Raw genomic sequence first — 15191 nt, 5'->3', positions numbered from 1 at the left:
AATCGCGGGCGTCTACCAGGGGCCGCCGCGGTCCGAACGTCTAAGTGAGTCGACAGTAGAGTGGGTGGCATGGACCGCGTCAGGCTCGCCTACGACCTCGTGCGGGCGTACGTCTACGCGCTCGTGCTCGCCGCCCTCGCGACGGTCGTCTGGCTGCTCGCGCCGGAGGTCGCGGCGACGCCCCAGGTGGCGGGCCTCTGGTTCGCGGTCGCCGGGTTCGGCGTGCTCGTGCTCGTCACGTTCCTCCTCACGCAGTACTCCCGGCGGATCTGAGCCCGTACGCGAGGCCGCCGACGAGGCCGAGGCCGACCGCCATCCCGGCGCTCAGGGCCAGCAGCTGCCCGGACGCGAGGTAGCCCGCGAGCCGCCCGGCGTCGGCGAGCACCGCGACGAACGCGAGCCACGCCAGCGCGCCGAACCCCGCGCCGCCGGCGAGCGCGCGCGGCCACGACCGCGCCAGCAGGCCGACGCCGGCTCCCCCGACGAGGAGGCCGAGCCAGTGCACGGCGGCGAGCGCGAGACCGACGAGCACGACGCCGGCGAGCGCGAACCCACGCTCCCACTCGGCGAGCCCGTCCCGGCGCGCCGCCATCACTCGCCACCCCCGAACTGGATCCGCCGACCGTCGAAGTCGCGGTCGAACGGGTAGTAGTCGCCGGCCGCCCACGCCCCGAGCTGGTCGCCGTAACTCGGCCCGAACGGGTCGCCGTCGTTGCCGCCCGGCAGGACGACCGTGGCGTCGCCGCCCATCGGCACGACCATCCGCCAGGACGCGCCGACGTCGCTGTCCCGGCGGTAGTTGTTCACGGTGGCCGCCGACCCGTCGGTCGGGACGCCCGGGTAGTTCAGGAACGGCTGGTCGAAGGGGTGGTCGAGGCTCGCGACGTTGAGGTCGCCGTACGTCGCCCAGCCCTCGCTGTCGACGCGCTCGGCGGCGGCGTCCAGGGCGGTCTGCATCGCCGCTCTCGCGCTCGCCGGCGTCTCCGCGCGGTCGAACCACGCGGCGTCGTCGCCGAGGTGGACGGTCACCCAGTCGCCCGGCCAGTCCGCGTCCTCGAGGCCGGCCGCCGCGAAGCCCTCGGCGTACAGCGCCTCGCGGTACGCGTCGAGGACGACGGCGAACGCCAGCGCGCCATCGCTGTCCGTCCGCATCCGGTAGTCCCAGTCCGCCAGCGCGTCGAAGGGCGCGCCCGCCGCGTCGACGTCGACGGCGTCGAGCAGTCGCGGCACGAACCGTCTGGCGCGCGTGTCGAGGGCGTCCACCTGGAGCGCGCGCACGTCCGCTGGCGTCAGGTCGCCGTCTCCCGTCCACGCGTCGAGCAGCTCGTAGATGCGCTCGCCGCGGAACGGCGCGGCGTACGACGCCGCGAGGTAGTGCTCGGGGTCGTCGACGACGCGCTGGTTCGCCGTCGCGACGTACGCCGGATTCACGGCGCCGGGCTTCTCGTCGAACGGCACGAACCCCTCCCAGGTGGACTCGCCGTACGGCGTGTAGCCGTCCCACTCGCCCTCGCCCGCGGAGCCGTCGAAGACGCGCCGGCCCGGGACCGCCTCGCCGTCGACGCGCCGGACCGGGATTCGGCCGGTGGTCTTGTAGTACGTGTTCCCGTCGCGGTCCGCGTACACGACGTGCTGCGTGGGCAGGTCGAAGTCGCGGACCGCCTCGCGGAAGTCCTCGAGGCCGTCGCTGCGGGCCATCGCGTAGACGGCGTCCGTCGTCGCCGTCGCCGACAGCCCCGTCCACGCGACGCCGACGCGGTCGTCGCTCGCCCCGTCGACGGCAGCCGACCGCTCCAGCAGCGGCCCGTGGACGGTCTTGCGCGTCGTCACCGTCACGTCCTCGCCGTCCGCCACCTCGATGGTGTGCTCGTCCGTCTCGAAGTCCCGCCACTCGCCCTCGTAGCGGTACCGCTCGCCGTCGACGTCGTACGCGTAGACGTCGAGGACGTCCGCGCCGACGTTCGTGAACCCCCACGCGCCGGCGTGGTTCTCGCCGATGACGACGAACGGCACGCCCGGGAACGTCACGCCCCGCACCCGGTAGCCGGGGCCGTCGAGGTGCTGCTGGTACCAGACCGGCGGCGCCAGCAGCGACAGGTGGGGGTCGTTCGCCACGACGGGGTCTCCGCTGGCGGTGTGCTCGCCGCTCACCACCCACGAGTTCGACCCGACGCCCTCGGGGGACTCGAACGACGTCAGCCAGTCGGTCAGTCCGCGCTCCGGCACCGCCGCGTCCGCGGCAGCCGCCCCGGCACCCGCATCGCCCGCGCTGCCGGTGTCGCCGCGGAGCACGGGGCTGTCGTGGTCGTACCGCCGCGGGAACAGCTCCTCGTAGGCGTCCCCGAGCGCGTCCCGGAGCCGCGCGCGCCGCAGCGTCTCGAAGCTCCCCGTGAGCGTCCACGAGATCTGGAGCTGGAGCAGCAGGGTGTCAGCGGGCGTCCACGCCGCGGGCTCGTAGTCCAGGAGTTCGAACTCCGGCGGCAGCCGCTGTCCCCGTCGCGCAGCGTTCACGCCGTCGGCGTACGCCTCGAGGACGTCGGCCAGTTCGGGGTTCCGCGACTGGAGGGCCGTCCAGTTCGCGTCGGCGGCGCTCGCGAAGTCCATCCGGACGTGGAACTCGTCGCTGTCCAGCGCCGCCTCCCCCACCACGGCCGCCAGCCGACCGCGCAGCAGGCGCCGCTGGAGGTCCAGCTGGAACAGCCGGTCGGTGCCGTGGGCGTACCCGACCGCGTGGTAGAGCGCCCGGTCGTCGTCGGCCGAGACGTGGGGGACGCGGCGGCCGTCGTACCGGAGCGTCGCCGGGCCGTGCGGGCTGTCGACGCTGCCCGGCGGGTCGGCAGTCGTCGCGCGCCAGACGTCCCCGGACAGCGGCGCGAACCGCTCCAGGAACGACGACGCCGGCGAGAGCGCGCCCGCCGCCGCGACGCCGCCGAGGGCGGCCGCGACGACGCCGCGGCGCACCGGGTCGAAGTCGTCCATACCCCGGCGTGTCAGCCGCGAACCATAACTCTAGAGGTCGCCGCACGCGCGGCCGCCAGACGTAGCTTGATGGCAGTGCCGCCGCTCTAGGCGCACGAGACGATGCACGCACTACTGGAGGACGAGGCGTGACGGCCCCGGAGGCAGAGCCGTGACGGCCCCGGGGGACACCGCGTTGCCGTCGGCGACGCGCGTCGGCCGCGTCGCGTTGCGCGTGCCCGATCTGGCGGAGGCGGTCGCATTCTACCGCGAAGTGGTCGGCCTGCGCGTCATCGACCGGACGCCGTCTCGCGCGACGCTCGGCGCGGGCGGCGACGCGCTGCTCGTCCTCGACGCGGCGCCGGACGAACCCGAGCGGCCGGCGGACGCCGCCGGCCTCTACCACGCCGCGTTCCGAGTGCCGTCCCGGAGCGCGCTCGGCGACGCCCTGGGCAGGGTGCGCGAGCAGTGGACGCTCCAGGGGGCCGCCGACCACCTGGTCAGCGAGGCCGTCTACCTCGCCGACCCGGCGGGCAACGGCGTGGAGATCTACCGGGACAGGCCCCGCGAAGAGTGGCCGCGCACGCCCGACGGCCGCCCGCGCATCGGCACCGAACCGCTCGACGTCGAGGGGGTCGTGGCGGCCGCCGCGGGCGGAACGGACGCGCCGGCCGGCACCGACGTGGGGCACGTCCACCTCGAGGTGTCGTCGCTGCCGGCGGCCCGCGCGTTCTACGTCGACGCGCTCGGGTTCGACGTGGTACTGTCGGCGCGCGGGGCGCTGTTCGTCGCGGCCGGCGGCTACCACCACCACGTCGGCCTGAACACGTGGCGCGGCCGCACCGCGCCCGCAGGCGGTCGGGGGCTCGCGTGGACGGAGTTCGTACTCCCGGACGCCGACGCGCTCGCGGCGGTCCGCCGGCGAACCGAGGCCGCCGGCTACGCCGTCTCGCCGACGGACGCCGGGTTCGTCGCGCGGGACGACGACGCCATCGCAGTGCGGCTTCGCGCCGGCGACTGACGCCGCGGCGACGGTCGGTGCGTCGCTGGCCGGTCGCTTACGGGAACAGCCCGCGGTACTCGTGGGCTTCGGCGGTCCGCTCCAGGGCGATGGTGTACGCGGCGGTGCGGAGGTCCGGGATCCCCTTCCGCTCGTAGGCGGCGAGCATCTCGTCGAACGCCGACGTCAGCCGGTCCTCGAGGTCGCGGTTGACCTCCTCGAGCTCCCAGGAGTACTGCTGGCTGTTCTGCACCCACTCGAGGTAGGAGACGATGACGCCGCCCGCGTTCGCGAGGATGTCCGGCACGACCGGGACGCCGCGCTCGCGGAGCACGGCCGCGGCGTCGAACGTCGTCGGCCCGTTCGCCGCCTCGACGACCACGTCCGCCTGCAGGCGCTCGGCGACGTCGACGGTGACGACGTCCTCGATGGCCGCCGGAATCAGCGCGTCCACGTCCAGGGTCAGCAGGTCGTCGTTCGTGACGTACTCCTCGGCGTCGTAGCCCTCGAGGCGGCCGCCGTTGTCCGCGACGTGCGCGCTCACCGCCTGGACGTCGAGGCCGTCGGGGTCGTAGAGGGCGCCCGTCACGTCGGAGACTGCGACGACGTTCGCGCCGCGCTCGTCCAGCAGTCGCGCGGTCACGCTGCCGACGTTCCCGAAGCCCTGGATGGCGACGTCCGCGCCGTCGAGGTCGGTGCCGAGGTACTCGAAGGTCTCCTCGGTGACGACGGCGACGCCGCGGCCGGTCGCCTCGACGCGGCCCGCTGTCCCGCCGATCTCGGGGGGTTTGCCGGTGACGACCTCGGGGACGGCGTACCCCTGGTACATCGAGTACGTGTCCATGATCCAGGCCATCGTCCGCTCGTCGGTGTTCATGTCCGGCGCCGGGATGTCGATCTCCGGGCCGATCATCCGCCGGATGCCCTCCGTGTACCGGCGGGTCAGCTGCTCGATCTCGCGCTCGGAGAGCTCCTTGGGCTGGCAGACGATACCGCCCTTCGCGCCGCCGAACGGCAGGTCGACGAGCGCGGTCTTCCAGGTCATCCAGCCGGCGAGCGCGGCGACCTCCTCCTTGGAGACGGTCGGGTGGAAGCGGATGCCGCCCTTGAAGGGGCCGCGCGCGCTGTCGAACTGGCAGCGGTACCCCTCGAAGACCTCGACGCTGCCGTCGTCCATCCGCACCGGCAGGCTGACGGTGAGCGTGCGCTCGGGCGATTTCAGTCGTTCGAAGATGCCGTCGTCGATGTCGACGTACTCCCGCGCCTGCTCCATCTGCGCGAGCATGTTGTCGAGCGGGCCGCCTTCGGTCATGCTGCGGCAGTATTTGCGGCGCGTATAAGGAGGTGCCGGCTCGCGGTGGCCGTGGCAGGCGACAGCACGACCCGTGGCCGGGCGCCCCGCAGCGTCACTCGTCGACGTCGTCGGCCTCGGGGAGCTTCAGGACGTTCTCGCGGCCGATGCGGAACGACTCCAGGTCGTCGGCCTCGCGCATGTCCTTGACGACCTGGCTGGTCTTGGCCTCCGTCCAGCCCATCGCGTCGACGACGGCCTGCTGTTTCGCGCGGCCGCCCTGCTCGCGGAGGAACTTCTCGACGCGCTCCTCGTTGCTCAGCAGCTCCTCCGGGGGTTCGGTCTCGGCGTCCCCATCGCCGTCGTCGTCCCCGCCCGTCGCGGCCGCGGCCGCCGCTGCGCCGCCGTCGCCGCCGTCGCCGCTGCCAGGGTCCGCGGCCGGGGCCGGACCGCCGCCCGCGTCTGACTCGCGGCGCCAGTACACGTAGCCGGCGCCGCCCAGCACCACGACCGCCAGCAGCGCGCCGACGAGCACCGGGCCGAGGACGCCGCCGCCGGCTTCACCGCCGCCCGGCGTCGTCGTCGCTGTCTCCGCTGGGCCGTCGCCGCCCGCGGTGGTCTGCTGGCCCGTCCGCGGCTCCAGGACGAGCCGGGGCTGGTCGGTGCCGAAGTCCTCCGGCCCGCTCCACCGGACCGACGTCTCGTCGGACTCGTCGGGCGACGGGTCCGCGTCCACCGAGCGGTAGTCGTCCGGCCACGAGAACTGCAGGGCCGTCTCGTTGTCGAGGTAGAACCCCTCGAGGGCGTCGCCGGCCGTCACCGTCTCGCCGTCGACGGCCGCGAAGCCCTCCCACTGGAACGTGTACACCACGAACCCGTAGGAGTCGGTGAACTCGCTGCCGGACTGGAGGCGCGTCTCGACGGAGACGTTCGACACCGACATCTCGCGGCCGGTGGCGTTCTCCGCGGACGTCACCGTCTCACCGATGCGCGACCGGAACCGGTCGACGTACTCCGAGCGGTTCTCGTCGACGTCCTCCTGCAGCGACTCGAAGGCCGCCGTCTCGTTGTCCGTCGTCAGCTCCATCCGGTACTTGAACGACCACTCGGCGTCGCCGTCCTCCGCGACGGCCGCGGACAGCGTCACCCTGTCGGGGTCGAAGTCCTCCTGCCCGATGCCGAGTGCCCCGTCCGGCGCTCCGGCGGCCGCCGCTGGCGCGACCACGGACGCCACGACGAGCAGCCCGGCCACCCAGCACGCCAGCCCACGATGCATACCCACCACCTCGGACCGGCACGCTTGAAAGCGTTGTTATCCCCGGCGTACGTCCACGCAGGCAGCCGGATTCCTGTCAGCACCGCGGTCGGTCGGCGGGTCGCGCGCGGCGTTCGCGGACCCGGCGCGCGCGGCGTTCGCCGGCCGGTCGCACGCGGCGCGTCACTCGCCGCGCCACTCGGGCTCGCGGTCCTCGAAGAACGCCGCCATCCCCTCCTCGCTGTCCGCGGTCGCGAACAGCTGCGCGAACAGTTCGGCCTCGTACTCGAGGCCGTCGTCGAGGTCCATCCGGCCCGCCGCCCGCACGGCGTCCTTCCCGAACTCCAGGGCGACGGGACTGTGCTCGGCCATCGACGCCGCGAGCCCGTAGACGGCGTCGTCGAAGCCGTCGTCGCCGTGGACGGACTCCACGAGACCGATGTCGGCCGCCTCCTCGGCGTCCACGAGGTCGCCGGAGAGCACGAGCCGCATCGCCTGTCCCTCGCCGACGAGCCGGGGGAGGCGCTGGGTGGCGCCGCCGCCCGGGACGAGGCCGAGGTCGATCTCCGGGCTGCCGAGCTTCGCGCGCTCGTGGGCGACGCGGACGTCGCAGGCGAGCGCGAGCTCGAGGCCGCCGCCGAGCGCGTGGCCGTTGACGCGCGCGACGACGGGCTGACGGAGGTCCGCGACCGCCTCGTAGACGCGCGGCCGCTCGCTGGCGCGGCGCTGCTCGAGGGCCGACCGCTCGCGGAGCTCGGCGACGTCCGCGCCCGCGACGAACGCCCCGGCGTCGTCGCTCCCCGTCAGCACGACCACGCGCGCGTCGCTGTCCTCGACCGCGGCGAGCACGCGCTGCAGCTCCCCGCGCAGCCGGCCGTTCAGCGCGTTCCGCGCGTCCGGCCGGTCCAGCACGACGGTCGTCACGTGCTCGGGGTCGCCGCCGCCCAGCCGGACGAACTCGCAGTCCGCCGCCGCGTCCGACGGCGACTCCTCGCCGCCGCGGCCGCCGTCCGCGCTCCCGCCGCTCATTCCGCCACCCCCACGATGTCGCCGTCCTCCCACTCGTAGAACCCCTCGCCGGTCTTCTTCCCGAGCTTCCCGGCCTGTACCTTCCGCTTGAGCACCTGCGGCGGCCGGAACCGCTCGCCGAGCTCCTCGCGGAGGTGCTCGAGGACGTCCAGGCGGACGTCCAGGCCCACCACGTCGGTGAGCTCCAGCGGCCCCATCGGGTGGTTGTAGCCGAGCTCCATCGCCGCGTCGACGTCCCCGGGGCTGGCGACGCCCTCCTGGACCATCCGCATCGCCTCCACGCCGAGGGCGACGCCGAGCCGCGACGACGCGAACCCCGGAGCATCCGACACTTCGACGGTCGCCTTCCCGAGCGAGTCGACGAACTCGCGGGCGAACGCGAGCGTCCCGTCGCTCGTCTGCTCGGCGACCACCACCTCCACGAGGTCCATCGCGTACACGGGATTGAAGAAGTGGAGGCCGACGAACCGGCCCGGGTCCCCGAGCGCGGCGGCGAGGTCGGTCACCGCGAGACTCGACGTGTTCGACGCCAGCACGGCGTCCCCGGGCGCCGCCGCCTCGGCCTCCGAGAGCACGCTGCGCTTCAGGTCGCGGTCCTCGGGTACCGCCTCCACGACGAGGTCGGCGTCCCCGGCGGCGCCGCCGAGGTCGGTCGTCGCGTCGACGCGGTCCAGCGCGGCGTCCCGCTCGTCGGCGGTCAGTTTCCCGCGGTCCACGCCGCCGTCCAGCGTCGACTCGATGTCCGCGAGGGCGTCGGCGAGCACGTCGTCGTCTACGTCGCGGAGGCTGACCGCGTGGCCGGCGACGCCGGCGACGTGGGCGATGCCGCGGCCCATCGTCCCGGCGCCGAGGACTGCGAGCTTCATGCCAGCGGCTACCCCGGCGACCGTGAAAAAGGTGGGAGGACGGTGGCGGCCGGGGCGGGCTGCGAGCGCGCTCGCCGCTCGCTCACGGGACGGGGACGTGTTCGCCGCAGGTCGGACACGCCGCGCCGCCGTCGGCGTCCTCGAGGTCACTCGCTCGCCCCGTCCACCCGCAGACCGGACACTGTACGGGCTCGCCTTCTGGCATCCCGTGGAGCGACGGACGCCGGCCCGAAAAGTGTGGCGTCCGTCCCGGCGAGGCGTCACCCCTTTCAGGTCCGCCGCCCGTACTGGGCTCCGATGGTCGAGACCGCCGACGCCCGGTACTCGCCCCAGCGCGCCCTCGACTGGCTGCGCGTCCGACTCGTCCCGCGGCTGGAGGCGAGCAGCCGCGTCTCCGCGGAGTTCGCGGCGCTCGTCGAGGAGCTGCTGCGCGCGGACCGCGACCCCGACCGCGCCACCGAGAAGCTCGACGACTGGGTCGAGAACTACGAGCGGTAGGCGCGCCGCGCCGTCCCCTCAGAGCCGTGCGGCGAACTCGCGGGCTCGCTCCCGGACCGCCCGGGCGTCGAACCGCTGGTGTTCGCCGTCCCGGTACAGCACCTCGCCGTCCACCACGGTCAGCGTCACGTCGTCGCCGTGCGCCGCGAACGCGAGGTGCGAGTACGGGTCGTGGACGGGCGTCGACCGCGCGTTCTCCGTCGTGAGCCCGACGACGTCTGCCTTCCAGCCCTCGCGGAGCCTGCCCACGTCCTCGAAGCCCGCCGCCCTCGCGCCGTTCCGGGTCGCCATCTCGAAGACCGTTCTGGCGGGGAGCGCCGTCGGGTCGAGGTCCTCGACTTTCCCCAGGAGGCTGGCCTGCCGCATCTCCGTGAACGCGTCCAGCGTGTTGTTGCACGGCGGCCCGTCGTTCCCGAGCGCGACGTTGACGCCGCGCTCGAGGTAGTCCCGGACCGGCGCGACCCCCGAGGCGAGTTTCATGTTCGAGGACGGGCAGTGCGTGACGTGCGTCCCGGTCTCCGCGAGCACCCCGCGCTCGCTCTCGTCGGTCCACACGCAGTGGGCCAGCACCACGTCCTCCCCGGTCAAGCCCACCTCGTCCAGCCAGTGGACGTTCCGGCGGCCGGTGTCGGCCTCGACCTTCTCGACCTCGCCGCGGTTCTCGCTGGCGTGCGTGTGGATGCGGACGCCGTACTCGTCGGCGAGCTCGCGGCAGCCCCGGAGACACGCCTCCGTGCACGAGACCGCGAACCGCGGCGTCACCGCGTACCGGATGCGGCCGCCGTGGCCGCCGTCGTACTCGCGGATCAGGCGCTCGGTCTCCGCGAGCGCGTCGTCCGTGTCCTCGAGCAGGCCCCCCGGCGCGTCCCTGTCCATCAACACCTTCCCCGCGAGCGCGCGGAGTCCGGCGTCGCCCGCGGCCTCGAACGCCGCGTCCGCGTGCGCCACCGACAGGTGGTCGATCGCGGTGGTCGTCCCGGACTCGACGAGCTCCATGTAGCCCAGGTCGGCTGCCGCGCGCATCTCCTCGCGTCCCATCGACGCCTCCATCGGGAGCACGTGGTCGAACAGCCAGTCCAGGAGCTCCTCGTCGTCCGCGATGCCCCGCCCCAGGCTCTGCACCGAGTGGACGTGCGCGCCCACCAGCCCCGGCGCGAGCACGTCCACCGCGACGCGCTCGCGGTCGGGGTAGGCGTCCAGCAGTTCGTCTCGGTCGCCGACCGCCGCGATGCGGTCGCCGTCGACGACCACCGCGCCGTCCTCGAGGACGCGGTCCGCGTCGCAGACCACGGTGTCGGCGCTCAGTAGCGTCATTCCCTCACGGTCTACGACGTCGCCGGAACAAACGCGTTCCGGTCTGCCCGGGGCCCGTGTGTCAGGCGTTACCGTCGGCCCGCTGTCGGGACCGCCTTGACGCCGTACCGCCGCACGCCCTCCTGGTCGTAGAGCACGCGCGGCACCGCCGCCACGTCGTCGCCGACGTCGGGCGCGTCTTCGTCGGCGATGACGACCTGGACCGGCACGCTCGCGGCGCCGCCCTCGGGCCCCTCGAACGCGACGACGGCGCTCGCGTACGCGCCGCCGCGGGCCTGCTGGGGGACGAACTCCGGGGGCGCGCCGCCCTGCGAGATGGTCGTCGCCGCTTCGACGGTCCCGGTCTCGGCGAGCGCCACGTCCTCGTACCCCTCGCGCCCGCCGCAGTCGGGGCACGCGCCCTCGGGCGGGAACGCCAGTCCGCCGCAGGCCTCGCAGCGGCCCGCGACGAGGCGGTGGCGCTGCGGGAGCGTGCGGCGGTACGAGGGGACGCTCACGTACGCGCCGCCGCCCTCGGGGACGCCGGAGTCGAACGCGCCCCGGCGGCGCCGTGCGGCCGCGAAGTCGAGTTCGCGGTCCCCGTCGACGGTCCGCTCGACCGGCGCGCTCCCGCCGGCGCGAATCCGGAACGCGTGCGCGACGCCGCCGCTGCCGTACGGCACGAGCAGCACCGACCCGGCGCCGTCCGCGAGCGCCGCCGCGAGGCCGAGGAACGCGCTGGCCGCGCCCGCGTCCCCCAGGTCGGCGGCGACCGTGCCAGCGTCGACCGCGTCGGCATCGACGCCGAGCGCTCCGGCCGCGCGGTACGGCAGGTCGCCGTCCGGCGCCTGGAGGGCCGCCGCGGCCGGGCTCTCGGCGCCGCCGAGCGCGTCGACGGCGCCGCGAACCGTCTCGCGGTACGCCCGCCGGTCGTAGGCCGTCACGCCGAGTCCGGTCGTCTCCTCGCTGCCGCGCTCCCGGAACCGCGTCCCCGGGTACGGCGACGTGAACGACGCCGCGTCCGTCACCGCGGCGGCCTCCACGCCGTCCGCGTCATCCGGGGCGACGACGACCGCGGCCGCGCCGGCGCCCGCCGCGTGGCCGACTGCACCGTCCGCCGCGCCCGTGGGCGCGTCGGACGCGACGACGACCGAGAGGCCGTCCGCGTCGAGCGCCGCGGCCAGCGCCTCGCCCCCTGCGGCGGTGCTGCCCGCGAACTGCGCCGTGCGCGTCCGCTCCGGTGCGCCGAGCAGGCTGGCGAGGCGCGCGGTCGCCGCCTCCTCGTCGTAGGGCAGCGTCGTCGACGCCAGGAAGAGCGCGTCCAGGTCGTCCGGGCGTGTCTCCGCCGCATCGAGCGCTCTGCCGGCGGCCTCGGCGGCCATCGTCAGCGCGTCCTCGTCGGCGTCGGGGACGGCGACCTGGTCGACGCCGCGCGCGTCGAAGGACCCGAGCGCGTCCCGGACCGCGTCCGCCGGCATCCGGAACCGCGGCGCGTACGCGCCCACGCCGACGACGCTCGACCGCTCGCCGGTCATCGCTGTCCCTCCAGGACGGTGACGACGGCCGCGCCGCCGCTGCCGCCGACGTTGTGCGCGAGGCCGACCTCGACGCCCTCGACCTGCCGGTCGCCGGCGTTCCCCGTGAGCTGTTTCCAGAGCTCGACGACCTGGCCGGCGCCCGTCGCGCCGATCGGGTGGCCCTTCGCCTTCAGGCCGCCCGAGACGTTCACCGGCAGGCGGCCGTCGCGGTCGGTCGCGCCCTCGCGGAGCAGCCCCGGCGCCTCGCCGCGCTCGCAGAACCCGAGGTCCTCGTACGCGAGCAGTTCCGCGACGGCGAAGCAGTCGTGGACCTCCGCGATGTCGACGTCGCCCGGGCCGATGCCGGCCATCTCGTAGGCGGCGTCGGCGGCGTCGCGGCTCGCCGGAATCGAGGTGTACGTGTCGCGCTCGAAGAGGCCGACGCGGTCGCCGGCGGCGCCGACGCCCGCCACGCGGACCGCGTCCGCGTCGACGGACTCGGCGACCTCGCCGCTGGCGACGACCACCGCGGCGGCGCCGTCGCTCGTCGGACAGCAGTGGTACAGCGTCAGGGGGTCGGCGACCGTCGCGGCGCCGGTCGCGTCCGCGAGCGAGCACTCGAAGCCGAGGTGCGCGTGGGGGTTGCGCGCGCCGTTCGCGTGGTTCTTCACGGCGGCCCGCGAGAAGTCCTCGACCGTCGCGTCGTGCGCGTCGAGGTACGCCGACGCCATCTGGGCGTACGTCCCCGCGAACGTCGCCCCCGTGAGCCGCTCCCACTCCGTCTCGCCGGAGACGCCGAGCCAGTACTTCGCGGCGTCGCCGCTCAGGTCCGTCATCACCTCGAAGCCGCCGGCGAGCGCCACGTCCGCCATCCCCGACTTCACGGCCTGCACGGCGTTCCTGACCGCGTAGCCGCTCGCCGCGCAGGCGTTTTCCACTCTCGTCGTCGGCGCCGACACGCCGGCGTGCTCGGTGACCGCCGGTCCGGAGAGGCCGAGCTGTCGGCCGCCCACGCCGAGCGTTCCCACGACCGCCTCGTCGATGTCGTCGGCGTCCAGGTCGGGCGCGCTCGCCAGCGCGCGGTCGACCGCGGTGGCGAACAGCGACCGGTAGGACGCCTCGGGGAACGCCCCGAACGCTGTCTGGCCGGCGCCGACGACGTACGCGTCTCGCATACCTCGCGGTTGTGCGCCGCCCCACATAGTTGTCCGGCGTCCCGGCTCGCGGCCGCTGCGACGCCCCGCCACCTTCAAGCAGTCGTGGCCGCACGTGGGCGTATGGCGTCGCTGACGGGTCGGTTCCGCGCGTGGCTGGCGAGCGTCGAGTTCGCGGTGACCGCGACCGCGGTCGCCCTCGCGCTCGCCGCCGGCGCGCTCGCGTTCCGGCACAGCCCCGACGCCGCGGACGGCTACTTCGTCGTGTTGCTCGTCGGCGTCGGCGTGCCGAACGTCTACGAGAACTACCGGGAGCCGCCGCTGGACGGTCGGCTCGCCGGCGTCGCGTGGGCCGTCGCCGCGACCGTGTTCGTCGTGGCCTGCTACCTCGCGGTCGCCGCCGCGCTGCGCGCGGTCACCGCCGGGTTCCTCCCGCGTGCGGCGGCGTTCGCCGCGGCGTGGGTGCTCGCCATCTCCGCGACGCGCCTCCGCGGCCGTTCTGCATAATTATTTATCGTTCGGGACTCCCGTCCCTGGTATGCCGTACAGCTACGAGCCCCACTACTTCGAGGACTTCGCCGAGGGCGAGACCTTCGAGAGCGTCGGCCGCACGGTGACGGAGGCGGACTTCACGTTCCACTCGATGTTCACCGGGGACTGGACGGAGCTGCACTCGAACGCCGAGTACGCCGCCGACCAGGAGTTCGGCGAGCGCGTCGCGCACGGCCCGATGACGTTCGTGCTCGCGACCGGGTTCGTCTACCGCTGCGGGTTCCTCGAGCGCACCGTCGTCGCGTTCCTCGGCATGAACTACATGGACATCCCGGCGCCCGTGAAGATGGGCGACACCATCTCCCTGGACGTGGAGGTAACCGAGACCAAGGAGCTGTCCTCGCGGGACGACGCCGGCCTCGTCACCGTCGACACGGAGATGACGAACCAGGACGGCGAGACGGTGTTCGCCGGCGACATGAAGTTCCTCGTGAAGCGGCGATGAGCCTCGACGACGTCCTCGCGGAGGGCCGCGCGGTCGACGCGCACGCCCACCAGCCCACCAGCGAGTTCCTCCACGACGCCGGCGGCCAGCTGATTCGGGACGCCGCCGACCGCTTCGGCACCGACCTCGACACCTGGGACTACGACGAGATGCGCGCGGAGTACGCCGAAGCGGGCGTCTCCCGCGCGGTCCTCCTCGGCTGGGACGCCGAGACCAACACCGGCAACCCGCCGGTCCCGAACGACTACGTCGCCGCGGTCCGCGACGAGCACGAGGACTTCTTCGTCGGGTTCGCGAGCGTCGACCCCCTGAAAGACGACTGCGTCGAGGAGGCGATTCGAGCAGTCGAGGACCTCGACCTCTCTGGGTTCAAGTTCCAGCAGATCGCGCAGGGCTTCGACCCCAGCGACCCCGAACACGACGACCTCTGGGCGACCATCGAGGACCTCGGCGTCCCCTGCGTGTTCCACGGCGGGAACTCCACGCTCGGCGCGTGCGCGCCGGGCGGCCGCGGCCTCAAGGTGAAGTACGGGAACCCCATGCTGCTCGACGACGTCGCCGCCGACCACCCCGACCTCCAGATTCTCGTCGCCCACCCCGCCTTCCCCTGGGAGAGAGAACAGCTCGCCGTCTGCCAGCAGAAGGGCAACGTCTACATGGACCTCTCCGGGTGGCTGCCGGAGTACGTCGACGACCAGGTGTTGCACTACGCCGGCAGCCTCCTCCAGGACAAGGTGCTGTTCGGCACGGACTACCCGATGATTCGACCCGACGAGTGGCTGGACTCGCTGGCCGAGGCGACCGACTACGGCGACGACGTCTACCGGAAGCTCCTCTGGGAGAACGCCGAACGGTTGCTCGGACTCTGACCGGCGGCGCCCTCACCGCCGCCGCTCGGCCGCGACGCCGCCGAGCAGGCTCCCGGCGACGAACGCCGCGGCGACGGCGACGGCGACGCCGCCGACGACGAGTCGCGGCCAGCGCGCGGCGACGTCGAGGAGCCAGACGGTCGTCGCCAGCGCGTAGTGGAGGTGGTGGAGGACGCCCACCGTCTCCCCGTACAGGACGGCGTACCAGAACGCCGCGCCGACCGCGACGCCGACGGCCGCGCCCGCGGCGACGCTCGCGCGGTACGGCGTGGCGTCCGCGAGGAACGCCGCGACGAACCCGCCGACGGCGCCCACTGACACGACGCGGAACGCGGTCGTCGCCGTCGCCGGGTGGTGGGGCGGCATCCCGGAGACTGCGGCGAGCAGCGCGGCCTGCACGACCACGCCCGCGGCGACGGCGGCGGCTGTCCTGCGCACGCGCCGACTTCGCGCCCGACTCCCTG

17 protein-coding genes are annotated in these 15191 nt (G+C 74.1%); 6 read left to right on the top strand and 11 right to left on the bottom strand.

Annotated elements, in window-relative coordinates; all coding sequences use genetic code 11:
• Positions 1-69: 69 nt before the first annotated feature.
• Positions 70-273, top strand: coding sequence for a hypothetical protein (locus U5911_RS10630; protein ID WP_336037016.1), 204 nt, complete (start codon positions 70-72; stop codon positions 271-273).
• Here U5911_RS10630 and U5911_RS10625 read toward each other — a convergent pair.
• Together U5911_RS10625 and U5911_RS10620 are read right to left on the bottom strand one after the other, a co-directional pair.
• A complete protein-coding gene (locus U5911_RS10625) occupies positions 248-592 on the bottom strand; it encodes a hypothetical protein (RefSeq protein ID WP_336037015.1) in 345 nt (114 codons plus the stop codon). The two genes, U5911_RS10630 and U5911_RS10625, sit on opposite strands and share 26 nt — an antisense overlap.
• Positions 592-2979: a penicillin acylase family protein gene (locus U5911_RS10620; protein WP_336037014.1), complete on the bottom strand. Its 2388-nt coding sequence runs from the start codon at positions 2977-2979 to the stop codon at positions 592-594. Before U5911_RS10620 ends, U5911_RS10625 begins: the two co-directional genes overlap by 1 nt.
• 151 nt (positions 2980-3130) lie before the next feature.
• Between U5911_RS10620 and U5911_RS10615 the strand changes: the two genes are divergently transcribed.
• Positions 3131-3979 carry a VOC family protein gene (locus U5911_RS10615; protein WP_336037013.1) on the top strand — a complete coding sequence of 283 codons (849 nt, stop codon included), beginning with the start codon at positions 3131-3133 and terminating at the stop codon, positions 3977-3979.
• Between the two features lie 37 nt (positions 3980-4016).
• On the opposite strand, the gene U5911_RS10610 is transcribed toward U5911_RS10615, so the two are convergent.
• The 5 genes from U5911_RS10610 to U5911_RS10590 form a co-directional block, all read right to left on the bottom strand.
• Positions 4017-5270 carry a Glu/Leu/Phe/Val family dehydrogenase gene (locus U5911_RS10610; protein WP_336037012.1) on the bottom strand — a complete coding sequence of 418 codons (1254 nt, stop codon included), beginning with the start codon at positions 5268-5270 and terminating at the stop codon, positions 4017-4019.
• Positions 5271-5364: 94 nt separating this feature from the next.
• On the bottom strand, positions 5365-6525 hold the full coding sequence (locus U5911_RS10605; protein WP_336037011.1) for a DUF7345 domain-containing protein: 1161 nt from the start codon (positions 6523-6525) through the stop codon (positions 5365-5367).
• A 162-nt stretch (positions 6526-6687) separates the two neighbouring features.
• The gene (locus U5911_RS10600; protein ID WP_336037010.1) at positions 6688-7533 is read right to left on the bottom strand and encodes an enoyl-CoA hydratase/isomerase family protein; all 846 of its coding nucleotides are present in this window, start codon (positions 7531-7533) and stop codon (positions 6688-6690) included.
• Positions 7530-8399, bottom strand: coding sequence for a 3-hydroxyacyl-CoA dehydrogenase family protein (locus U5911_RS10595; protein WP_336037009.1), 870 nt, complete (start codon positions 8397-8399; stop codon positions 7530-7532). Before U5911_RS10595 ends, U5911_RS10600 begins: the two co-directional genes overlap by 4 nt.
• A gap of 82 nt (positions 8400-8481) precedes the next feature.
• A complete protein-coding gene (locus U5911_RS10590) occupies positions 8482-8604 on the bottom strand; it encodes a hypothetical protein (RefSeq protein ID WP_336037008.1) in 123 nt (40 codons plus the stop codon).
• A 92-nt stretch (positions 8605-8696) separates the two neighbouring features.
• Here U5911_RS10590 and U5911_RS10585 point away from each other — a divergent pair, with 92 nt between their 5' ends.
• Positions 8697-8897: a hypothetical protein gene (locus tag U5911_RS10585; protein ID WP_336037007.1), complete on the top strand. Its 201-nt coding sequence runs from the start codon at positions 8697-8699 to the stop codon at positions 8895-8897.
• 18 nt (positions 8898-8915) lie between these two features.
• Here U5911_RS10585 and U5911_RS10580 read toward each other — a convergent pair whose 3' ends face one another.
• The 3 genes from U5911_RS10580 to U5911_RS10570 form a co-directional block, all read right to left on the bottom strand.
• On the bottom strand, positions 8916-10211 hold the full coding sequence (locus U5911_RS10580) for a 5'-deoxyadenosine deaminase (protein ID WP_336037006.1): 1296 nt from the start codon (positions 10209-10211) through the stop codon (positions 8916-8918).
• 68 nt (positions 10212-10279) lie between these two features.
• A complete protein-coding gene (locus U5911_RS10575) occupies positions 10280-11725 on the bottom strand; it encodes a zinc ribbon domain-containing protein (protein WP_336037005.1) in 1446 nt (481 codons plus the stop codon).
• On the bottom strand, positions 11722-12882 hold the full coding sequence (locus U5911_RS10570; protein ID WP_336037004.1) for a thiolase C-terminal domain-containing protein: 1161 nt from the start codon (positions 12880-12882) through the stop codon (positions 11722-11724). Before U5911_RS10570 ends, U5911_RS10575 begins: the two co-directional genes overlap by 4 nt.
• Before the next feature lie 102 nt (positions 12883-12984).
• Between U5911_RS10570 and U5911_RS10565 the strand changes: the two genes are divergently transcribed.
• The 3 genes from U5911_RS10565 to U5911_RS10555 are packed head-to-tail and all read left to right on the top strand — an operon-like array spanning position 12985 to position 14727.
• Complete coding sequence (locus U5911_RS10565; RefSeq protein ID WP_336037003.1) at positions 12985-13368, top strand: DUF7987 family protein; 384 nt, start codon at positions 12985-12987, stop codon at positions 13366-13368.
• A gap of 31 nt (positions 13369-13399) precedes the next feature.
• Positions 13400-13858, top strand: a complete 459-nt coding sequence (locus U5911_RS10560) for a MaoC/PaaZ C-terminal domain-containing protein (RefSeq protein WP_336037002.1) — start codon at positions 13400-13402, stop codon at positions 13856-13858.
• The gene (locus tag U5911_RS10555; RefSeq protein WP_336037001.1) at positions 13855-14727 is read left to right on the top strand and encodes an amidohydrolase family protein; all 873 of its coding nucleotides are present in this window, start codon (positions 13855-13857) and stop codon (positions 14725-14727) included. The genes U5911_RS10560 and U5911_RS10555 overlap by 4 nt, the downstream gene beginning before the upstream one ends.
• Positions 14728-14739: 12 nt before the next feature.
• Here U5911_RS10555 and U5911_RS10550 read toward each other — a convergent pair whose 3' ends face one another.
• Positions 14740-15165, bottom strand: coding sequence for a hypothetical protein (locus tag U5911_RS10550; protein WP_336037000.1), 426 nt, complete (start codon positions 15163-15165; stop codon positions 14740-14742).
• Between the last annotated feature and the right edge of the window lie 26 nt (positions 15166-15191).

The sequence above is a fragment of the Halobacterium yunchengense genome, assembly GCF_037031165.1.
Classification (GTDB): domain Archaea; phylum Halobacteriota; class Halobacteria; order Halobacteriales; family Halobacteriaceae; genus Halobacterium; species Halobacterium yunchengense.
Note: the sequence above shows the minus strand (reverse complement) of the source record. Positions and strands in the feature narration are given on the sequence as shown.

What these genes read in the sequence shown, in the direction of transcription:
- U5911_RS10580 (WP_336037006.1), bottom strand. Translation starts at nt 10,211, where the DNA reads ATGACGCTACTGAGCGCCGACACCGTGGTCTGCGACGCGGACCGCGTC.
- U5911_RS10625 (WP_336037015.1), bottom strand. Translation starts at nt 592, where the DNA reads ATGGCGGCGCGCCGGGACGGGCTCGCCGAGTGGGAGCGTGGGTTCGCG.
- U5911_RS10600 (WP_336037010.1), bottom strand. Translation starts at nt 7,533, where the DNA reads ATGAGCGGCGGGAGCGCGGACGGCGGCCGCGGCGGCGAGGAGTCGCCG.
- U5911_RS10590 (WP_336037008.1), bottom strand. Translation starts at nt 8,604, where the DNA reads ATGCCAGAAGGCGAGCCCGTACAGTGTCCGGTCTGCGGGTGGACGGGG.
- U5911_RS10610 (WP_336037012.1), bottom strand. Translation starts at nt 5,270, where the DNA reads ATGACCGAAGGCGGCCCGCTCGACAACATGCTCGCGCAGATGGAGCAG.
- U5911_RS10570 (WP_336037004.1), bottom strand. Translation starts at nt 12,882, where the DNA reads ATGCGAGACGCGTACGTCGTCGGCGCCGGCCAGACAGCGTTCGGGGCG.
- U5911_RS10575 (WP_336037005.1), bottom strand. Translation starts at nt 11,725, where the DNA reads ATGACCGGCGAGCGGTCGAGCGTCGTCGGCGTGGGCGCGTACGCGCCG.
- U5911_RS10565 (WP_336037003.1), top strand. Translation starts at nt 12,985, where the DNA reads ATGGCGTCGCTGACGGGTCGGTTCCGCGCGTGGCTGGCGAGCGTCGAG.
- U5911_RS10560 (WP_336037002.1), top strand. Translation starts at nt 13,400, where the DNA reads ATGCCGTACAGCTACGAGCCCCACTACTTCGAGGACTTCGCCGAGGGC.
- U5911_RS10555 (WP_336037001.1), top strand. Translation starts at nt 13,855, where the DNA reads ATGAGCCTCGACGACGTCCTCGCGGAGGGCCGCGCGGTCGACGCGCAC.
- U5911_RS10585 (WP_336037007.1), top strand. Translation starts at nt 8,697, where the DNA reads ATGGTCGAGACCGCCGACGCCCGGTACTCGCCCCAGCGCGCCCTCGAC.
- U5911_RS10605 (WP_336037011.1), bottom strand. Translation starts at nt 6,525, where the DNA reads ATGCATCGTGGGCTGGCGTGCTGGGTGGCCGGGCTGCTCGTCGTGGCG.
- U5911_RS10620 (WP_336037014.1), bottom strand. Translation starts at nt 2,979, where the DNA reads ATGGACGACTTCGACCCGGTGCGCCGCGGCGTCGTCGCGGCCGCCCTC.
- U5911_RS10630 (WP_336037016.1), top strand. Translation starts at nt 70, where the DNA reads ATGGACCGCGTCAGGCTCGCCTACGACCTCGTGCGGGCGTACGTCTAC.
- U5911_RS10595 (WP_336037009.1), bottom strand. Translation starts at nt 8,399, where the DNA reads ATGAAGCTCGCAGTCCTCGGCGCCGGGACGATGGGCCGCGGCATCGCC.